We start from the raw sequence: 19,891 nt of genomic DNA on the forward strand, positions 1-19,891 counted from the left end.
GAAGTGGCTCTTTTTTATACATTTATCCGGTTGGTCCGGCTTTAGTAAGGTAGTGCAATAAGGCCACCTTTGTGCAACATGTTTACAACATTTATACGCGGGATAAAAGTCGAACAATCTTTACACGGAGGAGGCAAATCGGACGTTCAGGGAGCGGAAGATTACTCTTCAAAAGATGGGATGAACAGACCTTATGCGGCTTATCTCGTTGATTAAACAAAGGGTTGCAAAATTCGCATGAGAAAAAGTAATGAGTGTAAGCGTTTGACAGCGATGGCGGCGAAGAGGGCAATTTACCTCGTTGGGTCGTTAGCTCAGTCGGTAGAGCCGTTGACTCTTAATCCATGGGCCACAGGTTCGAACCCTGTACGACCCACCAACCAAATCAGCGTGTTACGCCCAGGCTTTTCTCTGCTTGTTTCCTCATTGCGCCGTTTTAAGCGCGCTTTTTGCAAAAAAATTCGCATTTTTCGACTGATGTTCAGAAAGGTGATCTGGCGCAAACTGCGGTGTTGCACCGCAGTTTATACGGCAAGAGAGGCTGTGCGCTGGCGCAACGTCGGCGCATGGAGCGGTCATTTGCCCAAGAATCTTTCAGGTCAAGATGCGGGGAATACATGCGCAGCCGACATCAAGAGCAGCGCCCAGGCGGCGGCCGAGAGCGCGGCGGTGGCATAGACGCGCCCCAGCGGCAGCTTCAGCATGCCGGCCATCAGCGGTACGGTATAGCGCATTACCGCCAGAAAACGCGAGGCGAACAGCAACGGCAGCCCTCTTTTTTGCAGGGCGCGCTGGGCTTTGCGCAGAGGCGCATGAAAACGCGCCGGTAGCCGGCTGCCAAGATCGCGGCGGCATAGCAGCGCGCCGCAGTGGAACGACAAGATCGATCCCAGCGCGGCCCCGAGGGTGATGGCCGCCCAAACGGCGCCGACAGGCAGCGCGTGCTTGCCCGCAACGATGCCCATCAGCAGCGTGACCGAGGCGGGCGGCAGGACGGAGGAAACGAAGATCACGGATTTACCCAGCGCAAACAGGAAAATCAGCAGCAGCAACATCTCTGGATTCGGGCTGTATTTGGCGATAATGTGTGTCAATTCATTCATTTAACACCTGTGGGCGAGAGGGCTGAGTGCCAGTGTCCCATCCACAGGTTCAATAATGGCTAAATAACGCGCCGCTATCCGGCAATCTCTGCGTCTTGCTTGCGCACGTCGGCGCGCCGGTTTTTGAGCGCCCACAACAGCGCGGCGCACAGCAGTGCAAAGGCGGCCAGCACCAGCGGCCCGGCATGCGGGCTGTGAAAACGCTGTTCCGCCTCGGTGCGGATCAGCGGGGCTAAAAAGCTGAACGCCGCGCCGAGCGTGGTGCAAAAGCCGATGCCAGCCGCCAGCGCCGGGCCGGTGAGCAGCTGCGCGGGAAACGTCCAGAAAATCGGCTGTACCGCCAGAAAACTGACTGCGCAGCAGCTCAGGGCGACGATAGCGAGCAGAGGGCCGGCATAGGAAGAAACCACCAACCCCAGCGCCGCCGCGACCATGCACCCGACGGCGATCGGTAATCTTCTGGCGGTGTTTCTGTCGGCGTAGCGCGGCAGGAAATAGACGCCCAGCGCGGAGAACGCCCAGGGAATGGCGGCCACCAGCGAGGCCTTGAAGCCGAGATGGGTGCCCATCAGCGAGGCGACCTGCGACGGCAGGAAAAACATCAGGCCGTACACGCCGATCTGCAGGGTGCCGTAGATCAACGCCAGATGCCAAACTTTGCCGCTTCTCATCGCCGCTTTGACGCTGCTGGTTTCGGTTTGCTGCTGTTCGGCGGCCAACTGTGCGACCAGCGCCGTGCGTTCTTCCTCAGTCAAAAAGCGAGCCTGCCGTGGGTTATCGTCGAGATAGAAAAAGGCGAAGATGCCGAGGGCGACGGCCGGCAGCCCTTCCAGCACGAACATCCAGAACCAGCCGGGTTTACCCAACACGCCGTGCATCTCCAGCAATGCCCCCGACAGCGGTGAGCCGAGCGTCAGGGCCGCCGGCACGCCGAGCACGAAAATGCCAATGACCGAGGCGCGCACCTTATTGGGAAAATAGATCGACGCCAGCAGCAGGATGCCGGGATAAAAGCCGGCTTCGGCGATCCCCAGTAGAAACCGCAGGGCGATAAATTGCTGTTCGTTGGTCACCAGCCCGGTGCAGGCCGACAGCGCCCCCCATAACGCAGTGGTGGCGCTGAGCCAGCGTTTGGCGCCCCAGCGGTTCATTAGCAGGTTGGCCGGGATGCCGAACAGCGCATAGGCGGCAAAAAATATCCCGGCACCCAATGCAAAGGCGGATTGCGACAGCGCGATATCGATGGCCATCGCGTCCTTGGCAAAGCCGACGTTAACCCTGTCGATAAACGCGATGAAGTACATGGCGAACATCAAGGGCACCAGCCTGTGCCAGGTTTTGCGGATGGCGGCGTTGAGCGCTGGAGCGGCATAAGTGGCGTGATTCACTGGCGGTAACCTCTCTTCTGAGAATGACAAACGTCGGTCATAAGGACCGTCCTGGCGCCGTTGCCCTCAACACGACGGTTACAGCGGATTTTTTTCGTGAGTTTTAAAGGTCTAAAGGACTAATGGTCAGGCCTTTAAAGGCGAAAAAAACGCCGCGTATCGGGTCGGCAGGCTGATGCAAACATCACCATGGTGAATGGTGTGTTGCTTTTTTGTTAACCAAACGTTCACGCAGGGCTATGGCGCGTTCAAGCGCTTTGATCGAGATCTGTGTGCGCTATCACCGAATTGGCAACCCAGTGATAGACCTGGAGTAGGTCGCTTTCATCTCGAGAGGGAGGACGATAAGGTGAGGCACGGCAAAACAGAATGCAGGAGCGCAACATGCTGAAGGTCATCGCTGAAGATTTTATTCACCCGGAACACATTGAAACCGTTATGCCATGGTATCGCGAGCTGGTGGAGAAAACCCGTCAAGAGCCGCTGTGCATCCGTTATGAGCTGTGCATCGACCAGCAGGACCCCGGGCATTTTATTTTTATCGAAAGCTGGCCGGATCGCGCCGCCCTGGATGCGCATTGTCAGACCGAGCATTTCACCCGGCTGGTGCCGCAGATCAATCACTATCAGCGCAAGCCTTGTACCTTCCTGTTTATGCACTCATTTCCTGAAACAGGTGATAAATGACGAAAAAATCCCCGCAGGGGGCGGGGTCAATGGCTTCTCACTACTGTCTTCTTGTGATTAAAAAATAGGCTGGTAATGATTTTCATTCTCTAAGAATGCTCTTAAATAAATCAGCTTGATGAATGATTCACTGCCTGCTTTTCGCTGGCGATTTTAATGGCGCGCAACATACGGCGCCGTATCAACCCGCTCACCAGGCGAATAGCATACCAATACGGGGTAAACCGCCGCCGGCTGGCGTCGTCGGGGCAGAAGATACGCGTTTCCGTCACCAGACGACAGCGCCCGCCCTCGAGAGGATTCACGATATAACCCAGCGCCAGTTTGGCGACGCCGGGCTGAGCGAAGGCCAGAAAGCCCGCCCCGTCAGCGACCTGCTCCAGGCCGTATTCAGCCTGCCAAAAGCGGCCGATCAGGCCATAGACCAACGCGCTGTCATCCTGCTCAAGCAGGCAAAAGTTATGCAGGCCAAACGGCGGCTGGCTGGGCTTATCGCGTGGCATCAGCCGCGCGGGCAATTCGCGCAGCGCTATCATGCTGCGGAAGAAACGATCGTGTTTGGGATCGTAAGCGGCCACGGCCGCCAGGATCCGAGCCTGCGGCGCGGCGATGGCAATCGCATGCTGCTCCGAGAACTGGTATTGCCCAAGGTATTTATTCAACAGCGCCATGTTTTTCATTCTCCCGCCATTCGCTTTGCAGCAGGGCGAAACCGAATTCGTCGCCCCATGCGCCTTTGAAAAATACGTTTTGCCGCCAGCAGGCCTCACGACGAAAGCCCAGCTTGCCGAACAGCGCGGCGGCGCGAAGATTACGCGCGTCCACCACCGCGGTAATGCGGTGCTTCGCCAGCGGCCCGAACAGCAGAGCGATGACGGCGTTTAGCGCCTCGCGTGCCAGCCCTTGCCGCTGATGGCTGGGCGCGAAGGTCACGCCCAGTTCAGCCTGGCGCCCCGCATCGAAGAAATGCACCGCGACATCGCCGAGCAACGCACTGTCCTCCCGGTGCTCGACCGCCAGTTGAAACCAGCTGTCGTCGCGGTTGAATGCGAGCCGCCGTTGCCGTTCGAAAAAGGCCTGCGCATCGGCGGCGCTGTAGTCGCTCCAGCTTTGGTAGCGCGCTACGTCTGGGTGGCGACGGTAGGCGGTAAAGTGGGGCAGATCGTCAGCCGTGAACGGGCGCAGGATCAGCCTGGGGGTCTGCAGAGGCAAAAGGCGCATTATTTTTCCTTATCAGCGCATTAGGGCTACCGGCAGTGTAGCCCAGCGCCGAGAGGCGGGCTGCGTAAAATGAGCTGTGGAAAAAGGTGAGGAAAGTCGGTCATCGTTCACTCGTCGGGGGTGTTTCCCTGAAAAAAGATCAGCGTCAGCAGCAGGGCGATGGCGCCGAACGGCAGTGAAAACAGCGGCAGGTAATAGGCCGGCAGCGCGTAGAGCGTCAGGCCGCCCAGCATGCCGCCCGCCGCGATGCCGGCGTACAGCACCGAGCTGTTGAGCGACACGGTCAGCGCGCCAAAGCGTTTCGACAGCGACAACAGGTGGTGCTGGATCGGCACCAGATACATCCAGCCGGTGATACCCCAGACCATAAAGATGGCCAGCACCCACCAAGGGGATGTGACATAAAAGGCCAGCAGAAACAGGGACAGCGTCTGGATCGCCACGGAAAGCAGCAGCACGAACTTGCTGCCAAGGGCATCGGTTAACGCGCCGGAGGCAAAATTACCGATCACCGCGCCAATGCCGAACACCAGCAGCGCGGGGGGCAGGATCGCCTGCGGGCCGAACTGGGTGTTTTTCAGCAACACGCTGACGTAGCTATAGACGATGTGTTCCGAGCAAACGGCAAAAAAGGTAATCAGTAGCGTAGTCAGCACCGCCTTTTGCCGCAGCGGGGCGAGCTGCTCTTTCAGAGAATGCTTGCCTGGTGGCGCAATGGCGCGCAGCGCCAGCGAAAGGCCCAGCAGCGCAATCGCCCCCAACAGGGCGATAAACAGGAAGATTTCACGCCAGCCGATCAGTTTGGCGAGAAAGGTACCGAATGGAATACCGAGCGCAATAGCCAACGTCATGCCGCCATAGACGATGGAAATGGCCAGGCCGCGGCGTTTTTCCGCCACCAGCCCCACCGCTGCTGCGGCGGCCTGCGGCGTGTAACAGGCCGCTCCCAATGCGGCCAGCACTCTGCCGAACGCGATCTGCAGGTAGCTGTTGGCCCAGACACAGGCCAGGTTGCCGACGATGAACAGCACCAGCGCCAACTGCAGGATATGCTTGCGGTTGACGTTGCCGAGCAGCCAGGCAGTCAGCGGTGCGAACAACAGATAAGCCAACGCGAATACCGATATCAACTGCCCCGCTTGCGCGGGGCTGACGGCAAAGGTATCGGAAATGTCGCTGAGCACGCCGGCGACGATAAAGGCGTCGGTGCCGATGGCGAATGTGCCGGTCGCCATCAGACAGAGCGTGAACAGATGGCCGTTATAGTCCGTTAATCTCATTCTGTATTCCTGATATGTTCGTTTTCTATCGTGGCACGCCGCCATTATTTTCGGCTTGGCGGCAGTTATTCATCAAACTCAGCATCACAGAAAAAGTAATGGCGGACAGATGGCGCTGTCCATGACAGGAATGACAGGTTTACGACCTGAAGAGATTATGCTATTCGCGTAGTTTTCCTCTTCGACGCAATAAAAGGCTTATTTTAATGGGAATAGCTTTTTTCGTTATAGCGTTGGTGTTTTTTATTATATGAAACGGCTACTGGCGCCGGGCGACGATATTCTATAGTGAGTCTGACCTATCGATAAATCGGCATCGCTATCTGGAGAACCTGCGTTATGGATACCCGCACTCAACGGCTCATGGCAGATGTGATAGGCAGCCTGGCCGATCGCGAATGCTTTTTGACGCAGCTGGAGCCCTGCGCCGAGGCATTGGGGTTTGATTATTTCTCCTACATCGTGTTTTCCTGTTATCCGGCCAGCCGCCCCAAGATGCTGATCGAAGGGAATTTTTCAGCGAGCTATCTCGAGGATTATCGGCGGCAGCGGGTATACTTGCAGGATCCGGTTATTGAGCGCGCTCACCACTCCACACTGCAGTTCCAGTGGGACGAAAGCTTTTATCACGAGCGGCCGACGCTTTGGCGGCATATGGCGCAGTTTGGCCTGTGCGCCGGTTGGTCGCAATCGGTCAAGGATTGCTATGGCCGGCTGGGGATCCTGACGTTTGCTGGCAAAGCGCTACCGGAGCAAACACCACAAGCGCGCGCGGCAAATGAAACCTTTTTCCTTTGGCTGGCGCAAGCCGCCCATAAAACGCTGCGTGAAGCCTTGATATCGGTGAATGACGACGCGATAAAAGACGTGCTGACGCTGCGCGAAAAAGACATTTTACGTTGGTGCAGCGAAGGGAAAACGGCGGAAGAGATCGCGCTATTGATGGGGGTGAGCGAGCGTACGATCAATTTCCACATCGGCAACTCGATTAAAAAACTTTCTGTCGCCAATAAGACCGCCGCCACTGCCAAAGCGGTTTATTTACAGCTGATTTAATCTCGAGTAATAAATAATTAAGCGCCTATCCGTTTTCGGTGTGATGTTTATATTTTGTTAAATTAAGAGTTATCCTTATCAGTATTTACCCCCGATCACAAAAGCGTGATAAAGCGATTCACCGCGCCCGCGCGCGGCAGTACTCTGTAGGCACCCGGTTTACATAGAAAGGATGTGATATGTACAAGACTATTTTAGTGCCGATCGATATTGAAGAAGATCTGTTAACCGAGCATGCGCTGAAGCATGTGGAATATTTGGCGAAGATGTCCGGCGCTAAAGTGCACTTCTTCCATGCGCTGCCGGATGCCTCGGCGTTTGTTACTGCCTATTCGTTCGGTCTCAAGGAGTTTGAGAATCAGGCGGAAGTGAAGGCGGTGGATAAACTGAAGAAAGTCATGTCGGAAATCGATCTGCCGTTGGATCGCCTCAATTACACCGTCAGCTTCGGTTCCGCGCGCGATCAGGTGTTAGAACTGGCGGAAGAGATCGACGCCGATCTGATCATCATCGGTTCGCGTCGCCCGAGCGTGAAAACCTATCTGCTGGGGTCTAACGCCGCCGCTATCGTTCGCCATGCCAATATTTCGGTGATGGTGGTCAGATAATCCGTCTTAAGCCCGCCGTTTTCGGGCGCGTTCTGTGGTTGCCTGTCGGCTGCAGAGCGTGCCTTGCGTTTTATTGCCATCTCAGCCTGAGCTGCTACGATTTTAGCTGACGTTTTTATGCCAACCGGGCCACTGGCCTTGCGCATATTCTTCATCTCAGCCAGAAGAGGGGCAGCTATGCCATTAGAAGTTGATGGGATTATCAGGGGCGATCGGGGCAGTGAACCGAGCCGTTGGCAACATGCGTCAACCAAACCGCTTATCACGCTGACCTGGCATCACACCATTCCCTGGAACTGTTTGCGGAATGTCTGGAATGGTTTGGTGGCGGGGCAGCATTGGGACGCGCTGGACGAGTTTATGAACCTTATCGGTGTGCCAAACCGCGCCGAAGTGCTCAAACAGATCAAGAATAAAAACCTGCAGGATCGCGATGGATTACACACTCTGGTGACCTGGCAAGGATGGAATATCGTCGAGGGGCCAGGTAATGAGTATCGCGCGCAGGGGGACGATCCCGGTGAAAACTTCGACGGTTGGTCGGGTAAGGGGATGAGCACTAATCAGCAGGCGACGCTGCAGCAGGTCAACGTGTTGTATCGGGTGATGGCGCCGCTGGGAAGCCGTGCGCTGGACGCCGCCAGACAGGCGCCGCCCATTACCGCTGAGGAAGCGGACGTCTTGCAACGGACGATTAAACAGACCCGCCCAACGTTGCGAGGAAAGGAACCGATCCGGTGGCAAGAAGATATGTGGCACCAGGTGCAGCCGGGTAAAGAGGCGAAACACTTCGCTCGCTGGGACACCAAACCGGTGTGGCGCAAGCGCCTGCACAGCGATCTGGCTCAGGCAGGATAAGCCTCTCCCCGCGCCGGATTGCCGGCGCGGGAGAATCAATCCGGTGCTAATCGCACAGTGCCACTATTTCGTCGTACAACGTCCTGGGAATTTTCACGCCGTCTTGTTCGCTCTGGCGCCGCTGCCGATAACGGCGTTCGCCGGGGATGCGTGCGCCTTGCGCCAGCATATCGGCAAACATCGCCTCTGCGCTGGCGAAATATTTGGCCTTATCCGCACCGAGAAAACGCTCAGGATCCAACGCGATGATCAGCTCACCGCCGTAAGGCGACGAACCGGTGCCGTCGTCGTAGGCCAGCGATTCCTTGCTGGTCATATCGCCGATCAGCGGCCCGGCCAACAACTCAACCATCGCCGCCAGCGCCGAGCCCTTATGTCCGCCGAAGGCCAGCATCGCGCCCTCCAACACGCTGGCTGCATCGGTGGACGGATTGCCTGCCTTATCAATGCCCCAGCCTTCAGGCAGCGGGGTGCCTGCACGGCGGTGTAATTCGATTTCGCCGCGCGCCGCCGCACTGGTGGCCATGTCGAACAAAAACGGCGGCCGATCCGAGCGCGGCCAGCCGAAGGCGATGGGGTTGGTGCCGAACAGCGGGCGCGAACCGCCGGCCGGCGTCACCCACGCATGGCTGGGCGTGCAGGCCAAGGCCACCAACCCCTGCTCGGTTAGCGGTTCGATATCGGCCCACAACGCGGAGAAGTGCACGCAGCGGTTGATCGCCAGCGCGGCGATACCGTTGGTTCGCACCTTCTCGATAAAGGCCGGCAGAGCGGTGCGGTAGGCCAGCAGGGAAAACGCGCCGCCGGCGTCGGCACGCAAGATGGCTGGCGCCTGGTCGAGCAACCTGGGCATCGCATCGGCAGAAACCTTGCCTGCCCGCAGCGATCGCACACAGCCCAATAGTCGATACAGCCCGTGCGAAGCGCAGCCGTCGCGTTCGCCCTGGGTGACATTTTGAGCTACCGCCTCGGCATGCACCTGATTGAAACCGTTGCTGCGCAGCGTGCTCAACGCCAGTTGATAAGCCTGTTCCAGCGACAGAACGTGCATGGATGTCATTTCGATGTCCTCCCTGGGTTCATTCTTCTTCATCGCCGATAAAATTGGCCTGGGGTAAACAGGTATAGGCGCCCCAGTAGTAAACCGCCAGCGCAATCACCGCCATGGTGAGGGTGTCCCACGGGTGGGCAATGGCGCCGATGCCGCCGAAGCTGCTGAGGTAAGAGAGTGCGATCACCAGCGCATAGAAGACGATCAGCCACAGCGAGGACCAAATTTGCTGCCGAAGGCTAACGGCGTGGGTCGGCACCTGATTCTTGAACAGGATGTAGATGAAGAACATTAGGATCTGCAAGCCGAGCAGCCAGGAAACGGTATCCCAGCCGGACCAGAATACGATCAGCGCCGAAATGATAAACGACAGCGGGCCGAGTACGCAGAAAGCGCGCACCCGGAACGGACGCGGCATATCGGGCGCATTGCGCCGCAGCCCGGCGGCGGTGACCGGGGCGATGGCGTAGCTCAGCACCAGCGCGGCGGACACCACGCCGATCAGCTTTTCCCACGACGGGAACGGCAGCGTCCAGAATACCGAGAGAGCGAAGGTCAGCCACAGCGCCGGGCGGGGAATGCCGGACTCGCCATCCACCCGGGTGAACAGTTTGAAGAAGGTGCCGGCGCGCGCCCAACCGTAGATCACGCGAGGCGTGGCGTTCATATAGATGTTGCCGGTGCCGCTCGGCGAAACGATCGCGTCGCTGACCACCAGAAATGCCAGCCACCCCATGCCCAGCGTGATGGCGATATCGCGAAACGGCAGGGAGAACTGTTGGCTGATACCGGCCCAGCCGCCGCTCAGCAGCTCACTGGGGATACTGCCGAGAAACGCTATCTGCAGCAGCACATAGATGATGGTGGACAGCACCACCGACAGGATCAGCGCGATGGGAATGGTGTGCTGCGGCCTTTGCACCTCGCTGGCGACCGAAATGATCGGCGTCAGGCCGAGGTAGGCGAAGATGATGCCACCGGCGGAAATGGCGGCCTCAACCCCGGCTGAACCGAAGGGGGCAAAGCCCTGGCTGTGCAGGTTTTCCGGTTTGAAAAAGCTGAACAACACCACGATCACCAGCAGCGGCACCAGAAACTTCAGCACGCTGATCAGGTTATTGGATTTAGCGAAGGTTTTGACGCTGTAATAGTTGAGCGCGAAGAAAAAGCACAGCAGCGCCAGCTGCACCAGCCAGCCGATCGGCGTAGGGTCGCCGGAACCCGGCTGGCTGAGGAATGGGAACCAGGCGGCGGCGTATTGCCGGGCAGCGACGACTTCGATGGCAATCAGGCTGGAGAAGGCGATCAGCGTGATAAACCCCAGCAGATAACCCATCAGTTCGCCGTGCGAGAACACCGGATAGCGAATGATGCCGCCGGCGCGCGGCAGGGCGGCGCCCAGCTCGCAGTAGACGATGCCGAGCAGCAGCACCGCCAGGCCGCCGATCAGCCAGGAATAGATGCCGGCCGGGCCGGCGATGGAGGAGACATGGCTGGCGGCGAACAGCCAACCGGAGCCGAAGATGGCGCCCAGACCGATGAACGTCAGATCGGTGAGCGTAAGCTGCTTCTTGAATTTGCCTTGGGTTGTCATGGTATTACCCTTTTGTTATTGAGTGGCAGGCAGATGCGGCCGGGCTAATTTTGGGCAGGTGAAATCAGGGGATCTCGGGTGAAAACGCCGTTCACCAGCCGCAGCAGGTTGAGCGGGTTGGCGTCCTGCAGCGGTGGCGGCAACAGCGCCGCAGGGGTGTTTTGCAAACAGACCGGCCGCAGGAAACGTTCGATGGCCAACGTGCCGACCGAGGTGCCGCGTGCGTCGCTGGTCGCCGGGTAGGGGCCGCCGTGCACCATGGCGTCGCACACTTCTACCCCGGTCGGATAGCCGTTGAACAGCACCCGACCGGCTTTGCGTGCCAACAGTGTCGTCAGCTCGGCAGCCGTATCGAGATCGCCGTCATCCGCCAGCAGCGTAGCGGTTAACTGACCTTGCAATGCCGCCAGCGCCGCATGCAGCTGCACTTCGCTATCTACAGCGACGAGGATGCTGGCCGGGCCGAAGACCTCCTGTTGCAGCAGCGGATCGGCCTGCAGCAGCAGTGCCTCCTCCGCTTGATACAGCTGTGCCGTCGCCCGATGAGGGGGCGTTTCACTGCGGCCCGCCAGACGGCGCATACCCGGGTGCGCATCGAGGGCTGCCAGCCCGTGACGGTAATGCTCCAGCGTACCGGTATTCAGCATCGGCTGCGGCTCGGCGGCGTTGACCAAGGCGCTCATCGCTTCGGCCAGCCGATCGAAGGCGCCGCCGCGCAGCGCGACGATCACGCCGGGCTTGGTGCAGAACTGACCGCAACCGAGCGTAAAGGAAGAGACCAGTTCCTGCGCGATGTGCTGCCCGCGCCGCGCCAGCGCCTGTGGCAGGATCACTACCGGGTTGATGCTCGACATTTCGGCGAAGACCGGGATAGGTTGAGGGCGTTGCATCGCCAGATCGAAGAGCGCTCGACCGCCTTGCAGCGAGCCGGTGAATCCCACGGCCTGAATCGCCGGATGTTGTACCAGGTCGGCTCCCACGCGGTTGCCGAAGATCATGTTGAAGACGCCGGCAGGCATCCCCGTGCGTTTCCGGGCGCGCTCGATCGCCTGAGCGGTCAGCTCGGCGGTGATCATATGGCCGCTGTGCGCCTTGAACACGACCGGGCAGCCGGCGGCGAGCGCGGCGGCGGTATCGCCACCCGCGGTGGAGAACGCCAGCGGGAAGTTGCTGGCACCGAATACCGCCACCGGGCCGAGCGCCGTGCGGTATTGACGTAGATCGGGGCGCGGCTGGGGGGAGCGTTGCGGCAGCGCGCAGTCGATGCGCACGCCCTCGACGTCGCCATGCCGCAGTAGCGTAGCGAACAGCCGCATCTGGCCGCTGGTTCTGGCGCGTTCGCCGCTCAACCGCGCCGGCGGCAAGGCGGTTTCCTGCATGGCTAAGGCGAAGAAATCCTCATCCAACGCGTCTAACTCCTCGGCAATGGTGTCGAGAAATTTCGCGCGTTGTTCCGCGCTGAGCTGCGAATAAGGTGCAAAGGCCGCGGCGGCAGCTTCTGCGGCGGCGGCGGTTTCTGCCGCCGTGGCCTGGTGGAAGCGGTAGCCGGTCGGCTGACCGTCGTCGGCGCGCAGGCTGAGCAGCGCCGCTTCCCCTTCGGCGCGGCGTTGGCCGCCGATAAATTGTTGGCCGCTGATGGCGGCGTAGCGATCGTTGGGCATTGGTTCCCCCGGTAGAGAAAGCATGACGCCCGGCATGGCCGGGCGGTGAAGGCGTTACAGGCCGACGTTCGGCAGCGCAGGGCGAGTGGCCAGCGCTTTATCGATCACGGCATTGATCTCGGTGAGCGTCTCGCCCTGCAGCGCCAGGCGCGGCGGACGAGTGACGGCGCTGCCGCGGCCGACCCGCTGTTCGCAGAGTTTGATGCACTGCACCAGATCGGGGCGGGCATCGAGGTGCAGCAGTGGCATAAACCAGCTGTACAGCGCCAACGCTTCCTCATAGCGTTTTTCCTTCGCCAGCCGGAATAGCGTTTCTCCTTCGCGCGGGAAAGCATTCGACATGCCGGAGATCCAGCCTTGCGCGCCGACGGCGATGCTTTCCAGCACCACATCGTCCAACCCGGCGAACAGCACGAAGCGATCGCCGACTTCGTTGCGCAGGTCGATAAAGCGGCGGGTGTCGCCCGACGAGTCTTTGAAACACACGATGTTCTCGCAGTCGACCAGCGAGGTCAGAATGTCTGGCGTGACGTCATTTTTGTAAATGGGAGGGTTGTTGTAGACCATGATCGGCAGATCGGTCGCGCCGGCGACGCTGCGGAAATGCGCGGCGGTTTCGTGCGGTTTGGCGGAGTAGACCAGCGCCGGCATCACCATAATCCCGTCGACGCCGGCCTTTTGCGCTTCACGCGCCATGTTCTGCGCGAAGGCGGTGGTGAACTCGGCGATGCCGGCGATCACCGGCACTTTACCGTCGGCGGCGTCTCTCGCCACTTCGATCACCGCCAGCTTCTCTTGCACCGTCATCGAGGTGTTTTCACCGACGGTGCCGCACACCACCAGGCCGGAGACGCCGTCGCGTACCAGGTTTTTGATCACCGTATGGGTGGCGTCGAGGTCCAAAGAGAAATCGTTGCGGAACTGGGTCGTCACCGCCGGGAATACGCCGCTCCAGCTTATGGCTTTATGGCTCATCGTGTTTGTCCTGTCGTCCGAAAGTGTTAATGAAAAGTGAATCTTTGGTAAGGCTCACCGACAGATTGACCGGTATTGCGTGGGGAGGCTTGACGCTTTTCACCGATTGCCGCGACGAAATTGGCACAATGGCGCCGAAAAGCGGACGTGAAAAAACCGGGCGCTGGTGCACCGTGAAAAGAGGGGGCTTAACCAGATAAATCAGCGCATTAAGCGGAAAGCGTCAGGCGGAAATCGCGCGGCGTAGAGCCGGTCATCGCTTTGAATTGACGGCTGAATGCGCTGTGATCGGTGTAGCCGCACAGCAGCGCGATGTCGGTGATCGGCAGATCGCCGGCCAGCAGTTCCGTGGCTTTTTCCAGCCGCACTTTATGGATCATCTGCCGTGGGGTGAGGTGGAAGATACGTTTGCAGTAGCGTTCGATCTGCGCCACCGACAACCCGGTCAGCGCCGTCAGCTCTTCAAGCGCGATCGGTCGGGCATAGTGGCGGCGGATGTGCACGTCGATCGCCGCCAGCCGTTGGTAGGCCGGGTGATTGGCCCTGGCCTCCTGCAGATCGTGAGAAATACCCGCCATACCGATGATTTTTCCCTGCGCGTCATACAGCGCCAGCTTTTGCGTCAGGCACCAGCCGGTTTCTCGGCCATTGTACAGGTGCATCTCCAGCTGATCCTGGATCAGCACGCCGTGGCGCAATACCCGCAGATCCTGCTCGGTGTAGCCGGATCCAAGCTGAGCGGGAAAAACGTCGGCGGAGGTCTTGCCCAGCAGCGGCGTGACGGTTTTGAAACCGCAGCGCCTGGCCAGCGTCAGGTTGGCCAGCAGGTAGCGAGCCTGGGCGTCTTTGATAAAGAACACCACGTTGGGAATCGCGTTCAGCAGCGGCGCGATCAGCGCCAGCGTATTCAGCAGATCGTGCAGGTTATTCGGGCGCTGCTGCGCCAGTCCGTCGCACAGGCGCGACAGATGTTCGACGGCAAAAACGTCCTCTTGCTCCGGCAGTCCCACAAGCGAAGGCGGCGAGAGAGAAACCGGAGGCTGATAGTCTGAAGTGGATCGCATAACAGTCCCTTTTCGGTCGTTAGCCGGAAAAACAGGCGGGCCAGGTTGGCGCTTTCGCATCAATATTAACTTTTATGTAACGAAGCAAGCGCTATTTCCGGCCGGCTGCCAAATATGCGGATTGCCGCATACTTTTGCCGGGCGGAGTTTGGCAGTTGCTTGAAAACTGCGGCGTTTCTCGCTACACAAAGGTTTAGCATGAAAATAACAATATGATAAATAAGTCATTGTTATGGCATTCGCTAAGCACATACCCGCGACGCGTCAGGCCTGACTTTTGTCACTGTGCTGATTTCTTCATTCGCCGCGCCGAAACGCATCAAGCCGTTATGCTCACATTCGTTCAGGCTAATGCCATTGGTAACAGCTCATTAACTCAGGAGACGCCGATGGCACTTTCTGCGCATATCACCGCTTTGCGGGCGATCGATTCTCATACCGGCGGAGAGCCGACCCGTCTGATCGTGGAAGGTTTTCCCGATCTCGGCGAGGGCAGCATGGCGGAACGGCGGGCGTGTTTCGCGCAACATTATGACGATTGGCGCTGCGCGGTGATGCTCGAACCGCGCGGCAATGACGTGCTGGTGGGGGCGTTGCTGTGTCGCCCCTGTTCGCCACAGGCCACCGCTGGGGTGATCTTCTTTAACAACAGCGGCTATCTGGGCATGTGCGGGCACGGCACTATCGGGCTGATTGCTTCGCTGGCGCACCTGGGGCGCATCCACGCCGGTCGCCATCTGATCGAGACCCCGGTCGGCCCGGTAAACGCCACGCTGCATGACGACGGCAGCGTCACGGTAGAGAACGTGGCGGCTTATCGTTACCGCCGCCAGGTGCGGCTTGAGGTTGCGGGTTACGGGCCGGTGACGGGTGACATCGCCTGGGGCGGTAACTGGTTCTTCCTGATCGGTGAGTCGCCGTTGCCCATCGATAAACAAAATCTGGAGGCATTGACCGCGTTCTCCTGGGCGGTGCGGCAGGCGTTGGATCAGGCGGGCATCCGCGGTGAAGACGGCGGGGTGATAGACCATATCGAACTGTTCGGTGACGATCCGCAGGCCGACAGCCGCAGCTTCGTGCTGTGCCCCGGCAAAGCCTATGACCGTTCTCCGTGCGGCACCGGCACCAGCGCCAAACTGGCGTGCCTGGCGGCGGACGACAAGCTGCCGCCGGACACGCAGTGGCGGCAGGCCAGCATGATCGGCAGCGAATTTCAGGCCTACTATCGCCGGAATGGCGATCGCATTACCCCCTTTATTCGCGGGCAGGCCTATGTGTGCGCCGATAGCCAACTGCTGCTCGACGAACGCGATCCCTTTGTTTGGGGAATACGCTGATGGGCGCCGAGCGGGGAGCCGATGTCATCGTGATCGGCGCCGGCATCATCGGCGCTGCCTGTGCCTGGCGGCTGGCGCGGGAAGGGTATCGTGTTTCGGTAGTGGACGATCGCCGCGCCGGCGCCACCGCCGCTGGCATGGGGCATCTGGTGTGCATGGACGACAATCCGGCCGAGCTGGCGTTGAGCGCTTATTCGCTGCGGTTATGGCGTGAAGTGACGGGGCGCATGCCGCAAGCGTGTGCCTGGCGCGGCTGCGGAACGCTATGGCTGGCGGATAAAGCGGATGAAATGGCCATCGCCGAGCAAAAGCGGACGCGGCTGGCGGAGCAGGGCGTGGCTGCGGAGCTGCTGACGGCGGAGCAGATCGCCGCGATGGAGCCGATGCTGCGGCACGGCCTGGCCGGTGGGTTGCGGGTGCCGGGCGACGGCATTCTGTATGCGCCGCTCGCGGCTCGCTGGCTGTTGGCCGACGGTGGTGCGGCGATCGACGTGGTGCATGGCGAGGCGGCAGTGCTGGATGAAGGGGCAGTGCGGCTGGTGGACGGCAGGCACCTGGCTGCGCCGCGGGTAGTCCTGGCCTGCGGCCTTAGGGCCAATAGCCTATTGCCGCAGACTTTGCTTCACGCCAAGAAGGGCCATCTGGCGATTACCGATCGCTACCCGCCTCGGGTGCGTCATCAGTTGGTGGAGCTGGGATATGGCGCCAGCGCGCATGCCAGCGACGGCACGTCGGTGGCATTCAATGTACAGGCGCGGCCCACCGGGCAATGGCTGATCGGTTCTTCCCGCCAGTTCGACGCCGTCGATTCGGCGTTGGACATGCCGCTGTTGGCGGCAATGCTCACGCGTGCGCAGCATTTCTTGCCCGCATTAGCGCAGATGAACATCATTCGCTGCTGGACCGGGCTGCGCGCCGCCTCTGCTGACGGGCTGCCGCTGTTAGGCGCGCATCCGCAGCATTCCTGGCTGTGGCTGGCGCTGGGGCACGAGGGATTGGGCGTCACGACTGCCCTCGGCAGCGCCGCGCTGATTACTGCGCAGATCGGCCGGCAAACGCCGGAAATTGACGCTTCCCCGTATTTGGCGGCGCGGGCGTTAGCCGCCAAGGAGCTGCCTGTATGAATGAAAGACAAAATACGCTCTCGTTGAGTATCGATGGAGAGCACCGGCGGGTGCCGGTTGGGCTCAGCGTTGCTGCGGCACTCAGCCTGTGTGGTGACGATCGTTGTCGGTTATCTGTTTCACACCAACCGCGCGCCCCCTTTTGCGGCATGGGCGTTTGTCAGGAGTGCCGGGTGACCATTAACGGTCTGCGTCGCCTGGCGTGCCAAACGCTGTGCCAAGCCGGCATGCGCATTGAGAGGAGCGATGATGAGTAACTTCAATTGTGAGGTGCTGATCGTCGGTGCCGGTCCGGCCGGCCAGGCGGCGGCGCTGGCCGCGGCGGAAAGTGGTGGCCAGGTGCGAATGATTGATGATAATCCGCATCCCGGTGGGCAAATCTGGCGCGATGGACCGCAGGTGGCGTTGCCTGAAACGGCGAACCGCTATCGGCAGGCGGTGGCGACGAGGGAAAATATTGCGCTGCAGTCCGGCTGCAAGCTGGTGGCGCAGTGTGGCGCTAACCGATTGGCCTATGAAGACGCCGAAGGCTGCGGCGTGATTCGCTATCAGAAGCTGATTTTATGCAATGGCGCGCGTGAACTGTTGTTGCCGTTTCCCGGCTGGACGCTGCCGGGGGTGACCGGCGCCGGTGGTCTACAGGCGCAAATCAAGCAGGGGTTGGCGATCCGCGGCGAGCGAGTGGTGATAGCCGGCAGTGGTCCGCTGCTGTTGGCGGTGGCGGACAGCGTGAAACAGGCCGGCGGTGAGGTGGTGCTGGTGGCTGAGCAGGCGCCGCTTTGGCGGTTGGCGGCGTTTGCCGGCGGCCTGTGGCGCTGGCCAGCCAAGCTGCGTCAGGCGTTTTCTCTGATGCCGCATCGTTATCGTGCCGGTAACCGGGTGCTGGCGGCGTTGGGGCAAGAACGTTTAACCTCGGTGCATGTCAATAACGGCGGGCGGCAAAGAACGATCGCCTGTGACCGGTTAGCCTGCGGTTTTGGTCTGGTGGCGAACATTGAGTTGGCGATGCTGCTGGGGTGCCGGATAGAACACGACGCCGTAGCGGTGGATCATTTTCAGCAAACCAGCCAGGCGCAAATTTATGCCGCCGGGGAGTGTACCGGCATTGGCGGCAGTGAATTGGCGCTCACCGAAGGCGCCATTGCCGGTTATGCTGCCACCGGGCAGCGGGAAAAGGCAGAGCGCATGGTGGTGCAGCGGCGGCGGTGGCGGCGTTTCGCCACGGCGACGGCAAGAACCTTTGCTCTCGATGAGCGCTTGAATTCGCTGGCCAAACCGCAAACGTTACTGTGCCGCTGCGAAGACGTTACGTTGGAACAGGTACGCCATCAGCCGGATTGGAACTCGGCTAAACTGAGCAGCCGATGTGGTATGGGAGCATGCCAGGGAAAAATCTGCGCGACGGCGGCGAGGCAGCTTTTGGGCTGGCCTTTACCGTCGCCGCGTGTGCCTTTAACGCCGGTCAGGACAGAAACGCTGGTTGCACTGGGGCTGAACCGATGTGATGACGACGGTTGAATGGGTTAGCGGCATTTCGCCCCCAGGCAAATGCCGCCACATCACCATTGCGGCCAATAGTAGGTTTTCTCTCGCCAGCCTTTGCCGTACATACAGGCTTCGATGATGGCGTCCCGGGCGGACTGATTGCGATCGGTCTGCACTGTTTTAATCGACGGCTCCTTGTCGTAGCGGTATCCCGATGGACAATCTTTCTTATTCTTCTCGCAAGGCATGTATTTGTTTTCGTAGCTGAACTCCACGTCCCGCACTACGTCCGGCGGAAAACGATCGTATCCGCGGCTACGGCATTCGGCATATTCGGCATCCCGGGTACTCTCAACCGCGCCGGGCCTTTCCCATTGAGTGCAGGCGGTCAACATCAATAACGGCAAAACAATCAAACAACGGCAATTCTTCATAGTGTCCCTAACTCTTTCTCTATCCTGAGGCTCGCAGCCTAGGAATTTTCCTAACTGGCGAGGTAGGAAAGTGTAATAAACTGGCGGAACAATTGGAAATGATAATAGTTATTGTTTAGGTATGATTGAGGAAGTACCGCGCTGAGAGAGGATGTGGCACATTGAGGGAAGTCTGTAGGGATCTGCGGCCTCACGAGGAAAGGGGGCGATGTGGCGCTGGTTTTATTCGTTCTCTTTATGCCGCAATGATCCGATCGCAATTGCATCGTTTTGATGAGGTAAATAATACGCAAGCTAAGTATATTCTTATCTGGTCTGACTATTATTTTTATTTAGGATATTTACCCATGCCAAGGATTTAATACTCGGTATTAATACCCTATTTTTTTATTTCTGTTTTTTTATTGGGGTTTTATTTTGAGATTTTTCCGTGAAAGTATTTTTTGTTACAGGGAATTCATTTGCATTTTAAATTTGGATTTTTTAAATTCATTTTAGAGAAAGGATAACCGTATGCGGCAGAGTCAAAAAGGAGTTTATTTTGTCTGGGATAAAGAAAACGCCTGAAAGTCATGACGGTTTACCTTCACCATCAGAGGATTATGATACTTTTAAGCACCTCTCCGATGTGGGTGCCGTGTTGGGATATGGGCGAACTCGCTTTTATCAGTGGTGCCGTGGGCGCGGATTTCTAACCCCGATGAACGTTCCGTCACATGAAATGATCAGCCTGGGATATATGGTGGCGGTGTTATCAGAGACCGGTCATACCCGGGTTTACGTCACGCAGGATGGTTTCAGTTACGTCAGTGGTGCTTTTGCGGCAGATATCCAACGTGGCATGGTCAAGTTTTAAATCTGCAAGAATCGCCTTTATTTCAAGGGCTTTAATGCAGAATCTTCTTATTTCTGCAGGTTTGTGGGGGAGTGGGAAGTTATCCGATTTTTTCATCTCTGCGGTATGA

Annotated in this window: 20 protein-coding genes and 1 tRNA gene; 10 read left to right on the forward strand and 11 right to left on the reverse strand. The window is 59.0% G+C overall.

Features of this window, described 5'->3' with window-relative positions; all coding sequences use genetic code 11:
- Positions 1-303 precede the first annotated feature (303 nt).
- Positions 304-379, forward strand: a tRNA-Lys gene (locus tag C9411_RS19795).
- 220 nt (positions 380-599) lie between these two features.
- Here C9411_RS19795 and C9411_RS19800 read toward each other — a convergent pair.
- On the reverse strand, positions 600-1,103 hold the full coding sequence (locus tag C9411_RS19800; protein WP_107227745.1) for a DedA family protein: 504 nt from the start codon (positions 1,101-1,103) through the stop codon (positions 600-602).
- A gap of 74 nt (positions 1,104-1,177) precedes the next feature.
- Positions 1,178-2,491: an MFS transporter gene (locus tag C9411_RS19805; protein ID WP_107227746.1), complete on the reverse strand. Its 1,314-nt coding sequence runs from the start codon at positions 2,489-2,491 to the stop codon at positions 1,178-1,180.
- A 384-nt stretch (positions 2,492-2,875) separates the two neighbouring features.
- On the opposite strand from C9411_RS19805, the gene C9411_RS19810 reads away from it, so the two are divergent.
- Positions 2,876-3,178 (forward strand): putative quinol monooxygenase, encoded by a 303-nt coding sequence (locus C9411_RS19810; RefSeq protein WP_107227787.1) that lies wholly within the window; start codon positions 2,876-2,878, stop codon positions 3,176-3,178.
- Between the two features lie 110 nt (positions 3,179-3,288).
- Here the strand turns inward: C9411_RS19810 and C9411_RS19815 are convergent, their stop codons facing one another.
- From C9411_RS19815 to C9411_RS19825, 3 genes are all read right to left on the reverse strand, one after another.
- On the reverse strand, positions 3,289-3,849 hold the full coding sequence (locus C9411_RS19815) for a hypothetical protein (protein ID WP_063989477.1): 561 nt from the start codon (positions 3,847-3,849) through the stop codon (positions 3,289-3,291).
- Complete coding sequence (locus tag C9411_RS19820; protein WP_063989478.1) at positions 3,833-4,399, reverse strand: GNAT family N-acetyltransferase; 567 nt, start codon at positions 4,397-4,399, stop codon at positions 3,833-3,835. The genes C9411_RS19815 and C9411_RS19820 overlap by 17 nt, the downstream gene beginning before the upstream one ends.
- A 107-nt stretch (positions 4,400-4,506) precedes the next feature.
- The gene (locus C9411_RS19825; protein ID WP_107227747.1) at positions 4,507-5,679 is read right to left on the reverse strand and encodes an MFS transporter; all 1,173 of its coding nucleotides are present in this window, start codon (positions 5,677-5,679) and stop codon (positions 4,507-4,509) included.
- A 339-nt stretch (positions 5,680-6,018) separates the two neighbouring features.
- Here C9411_RS19825 and C9411_RS19830 point away from each other — a divergent pair, with 339 nt between their 5' ends.
- The 3 genes from C9411_RS19830 (at position 6,019) to C9411_RS19840 (ending at position 8,201) form a co-directional block, all read left to right on the forward strand.
- Positions 6,019-6,735 (forward strand): autoinducer binding domain-containing protein, encoded by a 717-nt coding sequence (locus C9411_RS19830; protein WP_107227748.1) that lies wholly within the window; start codon positions 6,019-6,021, stop codon positions 6,733-6,735.
- A gap of 179 nt (positions 6,736-6,914) precedes the next feature.
- Positions 6,915-7,343 carry a universal stress protein gene (locus C9411_RS19835; protein WP_063989481.1) on the forward strand — a complete coding sequence of 143 codons (429 nt, stop codon included), beginning with the start codon at positions 6,915-6,917 and terminating at the stop codon, positions 7,341-7,343.
- 177 nt (positions 7,344-7,520) lie between these two features.
- Positions 7,521-8,201 carry a hypothetical protein gene (locus C9411_RS19840; protein WP_107227749.1) on the forward strand — a complete coding sequence of 227 codons (681 nt, stop codon included), beginning with the start codon at positions 7,521-7,523 and terminating at the stop codon, positions 8,199-8,201.
- 46 nt (positions 8,202-8,247) lie between these two features.
- On the opposite strand, the gene C9411_RS19845 is transcribed toward C9411_RS19840, so the two are convergent.
- The 5 genes from C9411_RS19845 to C9411_RS19865 form a co-directional block, all read right to left on the reverse strand.
- A complete protein-coding gene (locus tag C9411_RS19845; RefSeq protein WP_107227750.1) occupies positions 8,248-9,261 on the reverse strand; it encodes an Ldh family oxidoreductase in 1,014 nt (337 codons plus the stop codon).
- Between the two features lie 19 nt (positions 9,262-9,280).
- Entirely contained in the window at positions 9,281-10,846 is a 1,566-nt protein-coding gene (locus tag C9411_RS19850; RefSeq protein WP_107227751.1) for an APC family permease, read from the reverse strand.
- Between the two features lie 44 nt (positions 10,847-10,890).
- Entirely contained in the window at positions 10,891-12,507 is a 1,617-nt protein-coding gene (locus C9411_RS19855) for an aldehyde dehydrogenase (NADP(+)) (protein ID WP_107227752.1), read from the reverse strand.
- A gap of 54 nt (positions 12,508-12,561) precedes the next feature.
- The gene (locus tag C9411_RS19860; RefSeq protein ID WP_107227753.1) at positions 12,562-13,482 is read right to left on the reverse strand and encodes a dihydrodipicolinate synthase family protein; all 921 of its coding nucleotides are present in this window, start codon (positions 13,480-13,482) and stop codon (positions 12,562-12,564) included.
- A 209-nt stretch (positions 13,483-13,691) separates the two neighbouring features.
- Entirely contained in the window at positions 13,692-14,546 is an 855-nt protein-coding gene (locus C9411_RS19865) for an AraC family transcriptional regulator (protein ID WP_063989486.1), read from the reverse strand.
- A 389-nt stretch (positions 14,547-14,935) separates the two neighbouring features.
- Here C9411_RS19865 and C9411_RS19870 point away from each other — a divergent pair, with 389 nt between their 5' ends.
- From C9411_RS19870 to C9411_RS19885, 4 genes are read left to right on the forward strand one after another with little or no spacing between them, the layout of a single operon-like run.
- On the forward strand, positions 14,936-15,883 hold the full coding sequence (locus C9411_RS19870) for a 4-hydroxyproline epimerase (RefSeq protein ID WP_107227754.1): 948 nt from the start codon (positions 14,936-14,938) through the stop codon (positions 15,881-15,883).
- Positions 15,883-17,007: an FAD-binding oxidoreductase gene (locus C9411_RS19875; protein WP_107227755.1), complete on the forward strand. Its 1,125-nt coding sequence runs from the start codon at positions 15,883-15,885 to the stop codon at positions 17,005-17,007. Before C9411_RS19870 ends, C9411_RS19875 begins: the two co-directional genes overlap by 1 nt.
- On the forward strand, positions 17,004-17,264 hold the full coding sequence (locus C9411_RS19880; RefSeq protein WP_074181190.1) for a (2Fe-2S)-binding protein: 261 nt from the start codon (positions 17,004-17,006) through the stop codon (positions 17,262-17,264). Before C9411_RS19875 ends, C9411_RS19880 begins: the two co-directional genes overlap by 4 nt.
- A complete protein-coding gene (locus tag C9411_RS19885; RefSeq protein WP_107227756.1) occupies positions 17,257-18,525 on the forward strand; it encodes an FAD/NAD(P)-binding oxidoreductase in 1,269 nt (422 codons plus the stop codon). Before C9411_RS19880 ends, C9411_RS19885 begins: the two co-directional genes overlap by 8 nt.
- A gap of 41 nt (positions 18,526-18,566) precedes the next feature.
- Here C9411_RS19885 and C9411_RS19890 read toward each other — a convergent pair whose 3' ends face one another.
- Positions 18,567-18,926, reverse strand: a complete 360-nt coding sequence (locus tag C9411_RS19890) for a hypothetical protein (protein ID WP_063989490.1) — start codon at positions 18,924-18,926, stop codon at positions 18,567-18,569.
- Between the two features lie 541 nt (positions 18,927-19,467).
- On the opposite strand from C9411_RS19890, the gene C9411_RS25635 reads away from it, so the two are divergent.
- Positions 19,468-19,782 (forward strand): hypothetical protein, encoded by a 315-nt coding sequence (locus C9411_RS25635; protein ID WP_127146676.1) that lies wholly within the window; start codon positions 19,468-19,470, stop codon positions 19,780-19,782.
- Positions 19,783-19,891: the final 109 nt, after the last annotated feature.

The organism is Serratia sp. Nf2 (genome assembly GCF_003028435.1).
Taxonomy (GTDB): domain Bacteria; phylum Pseudomonadota; class Gammaproteobacteria; order Enterobacterales; family Enterobacteriaceae; genus Serratia; species Serratia marcescens_L.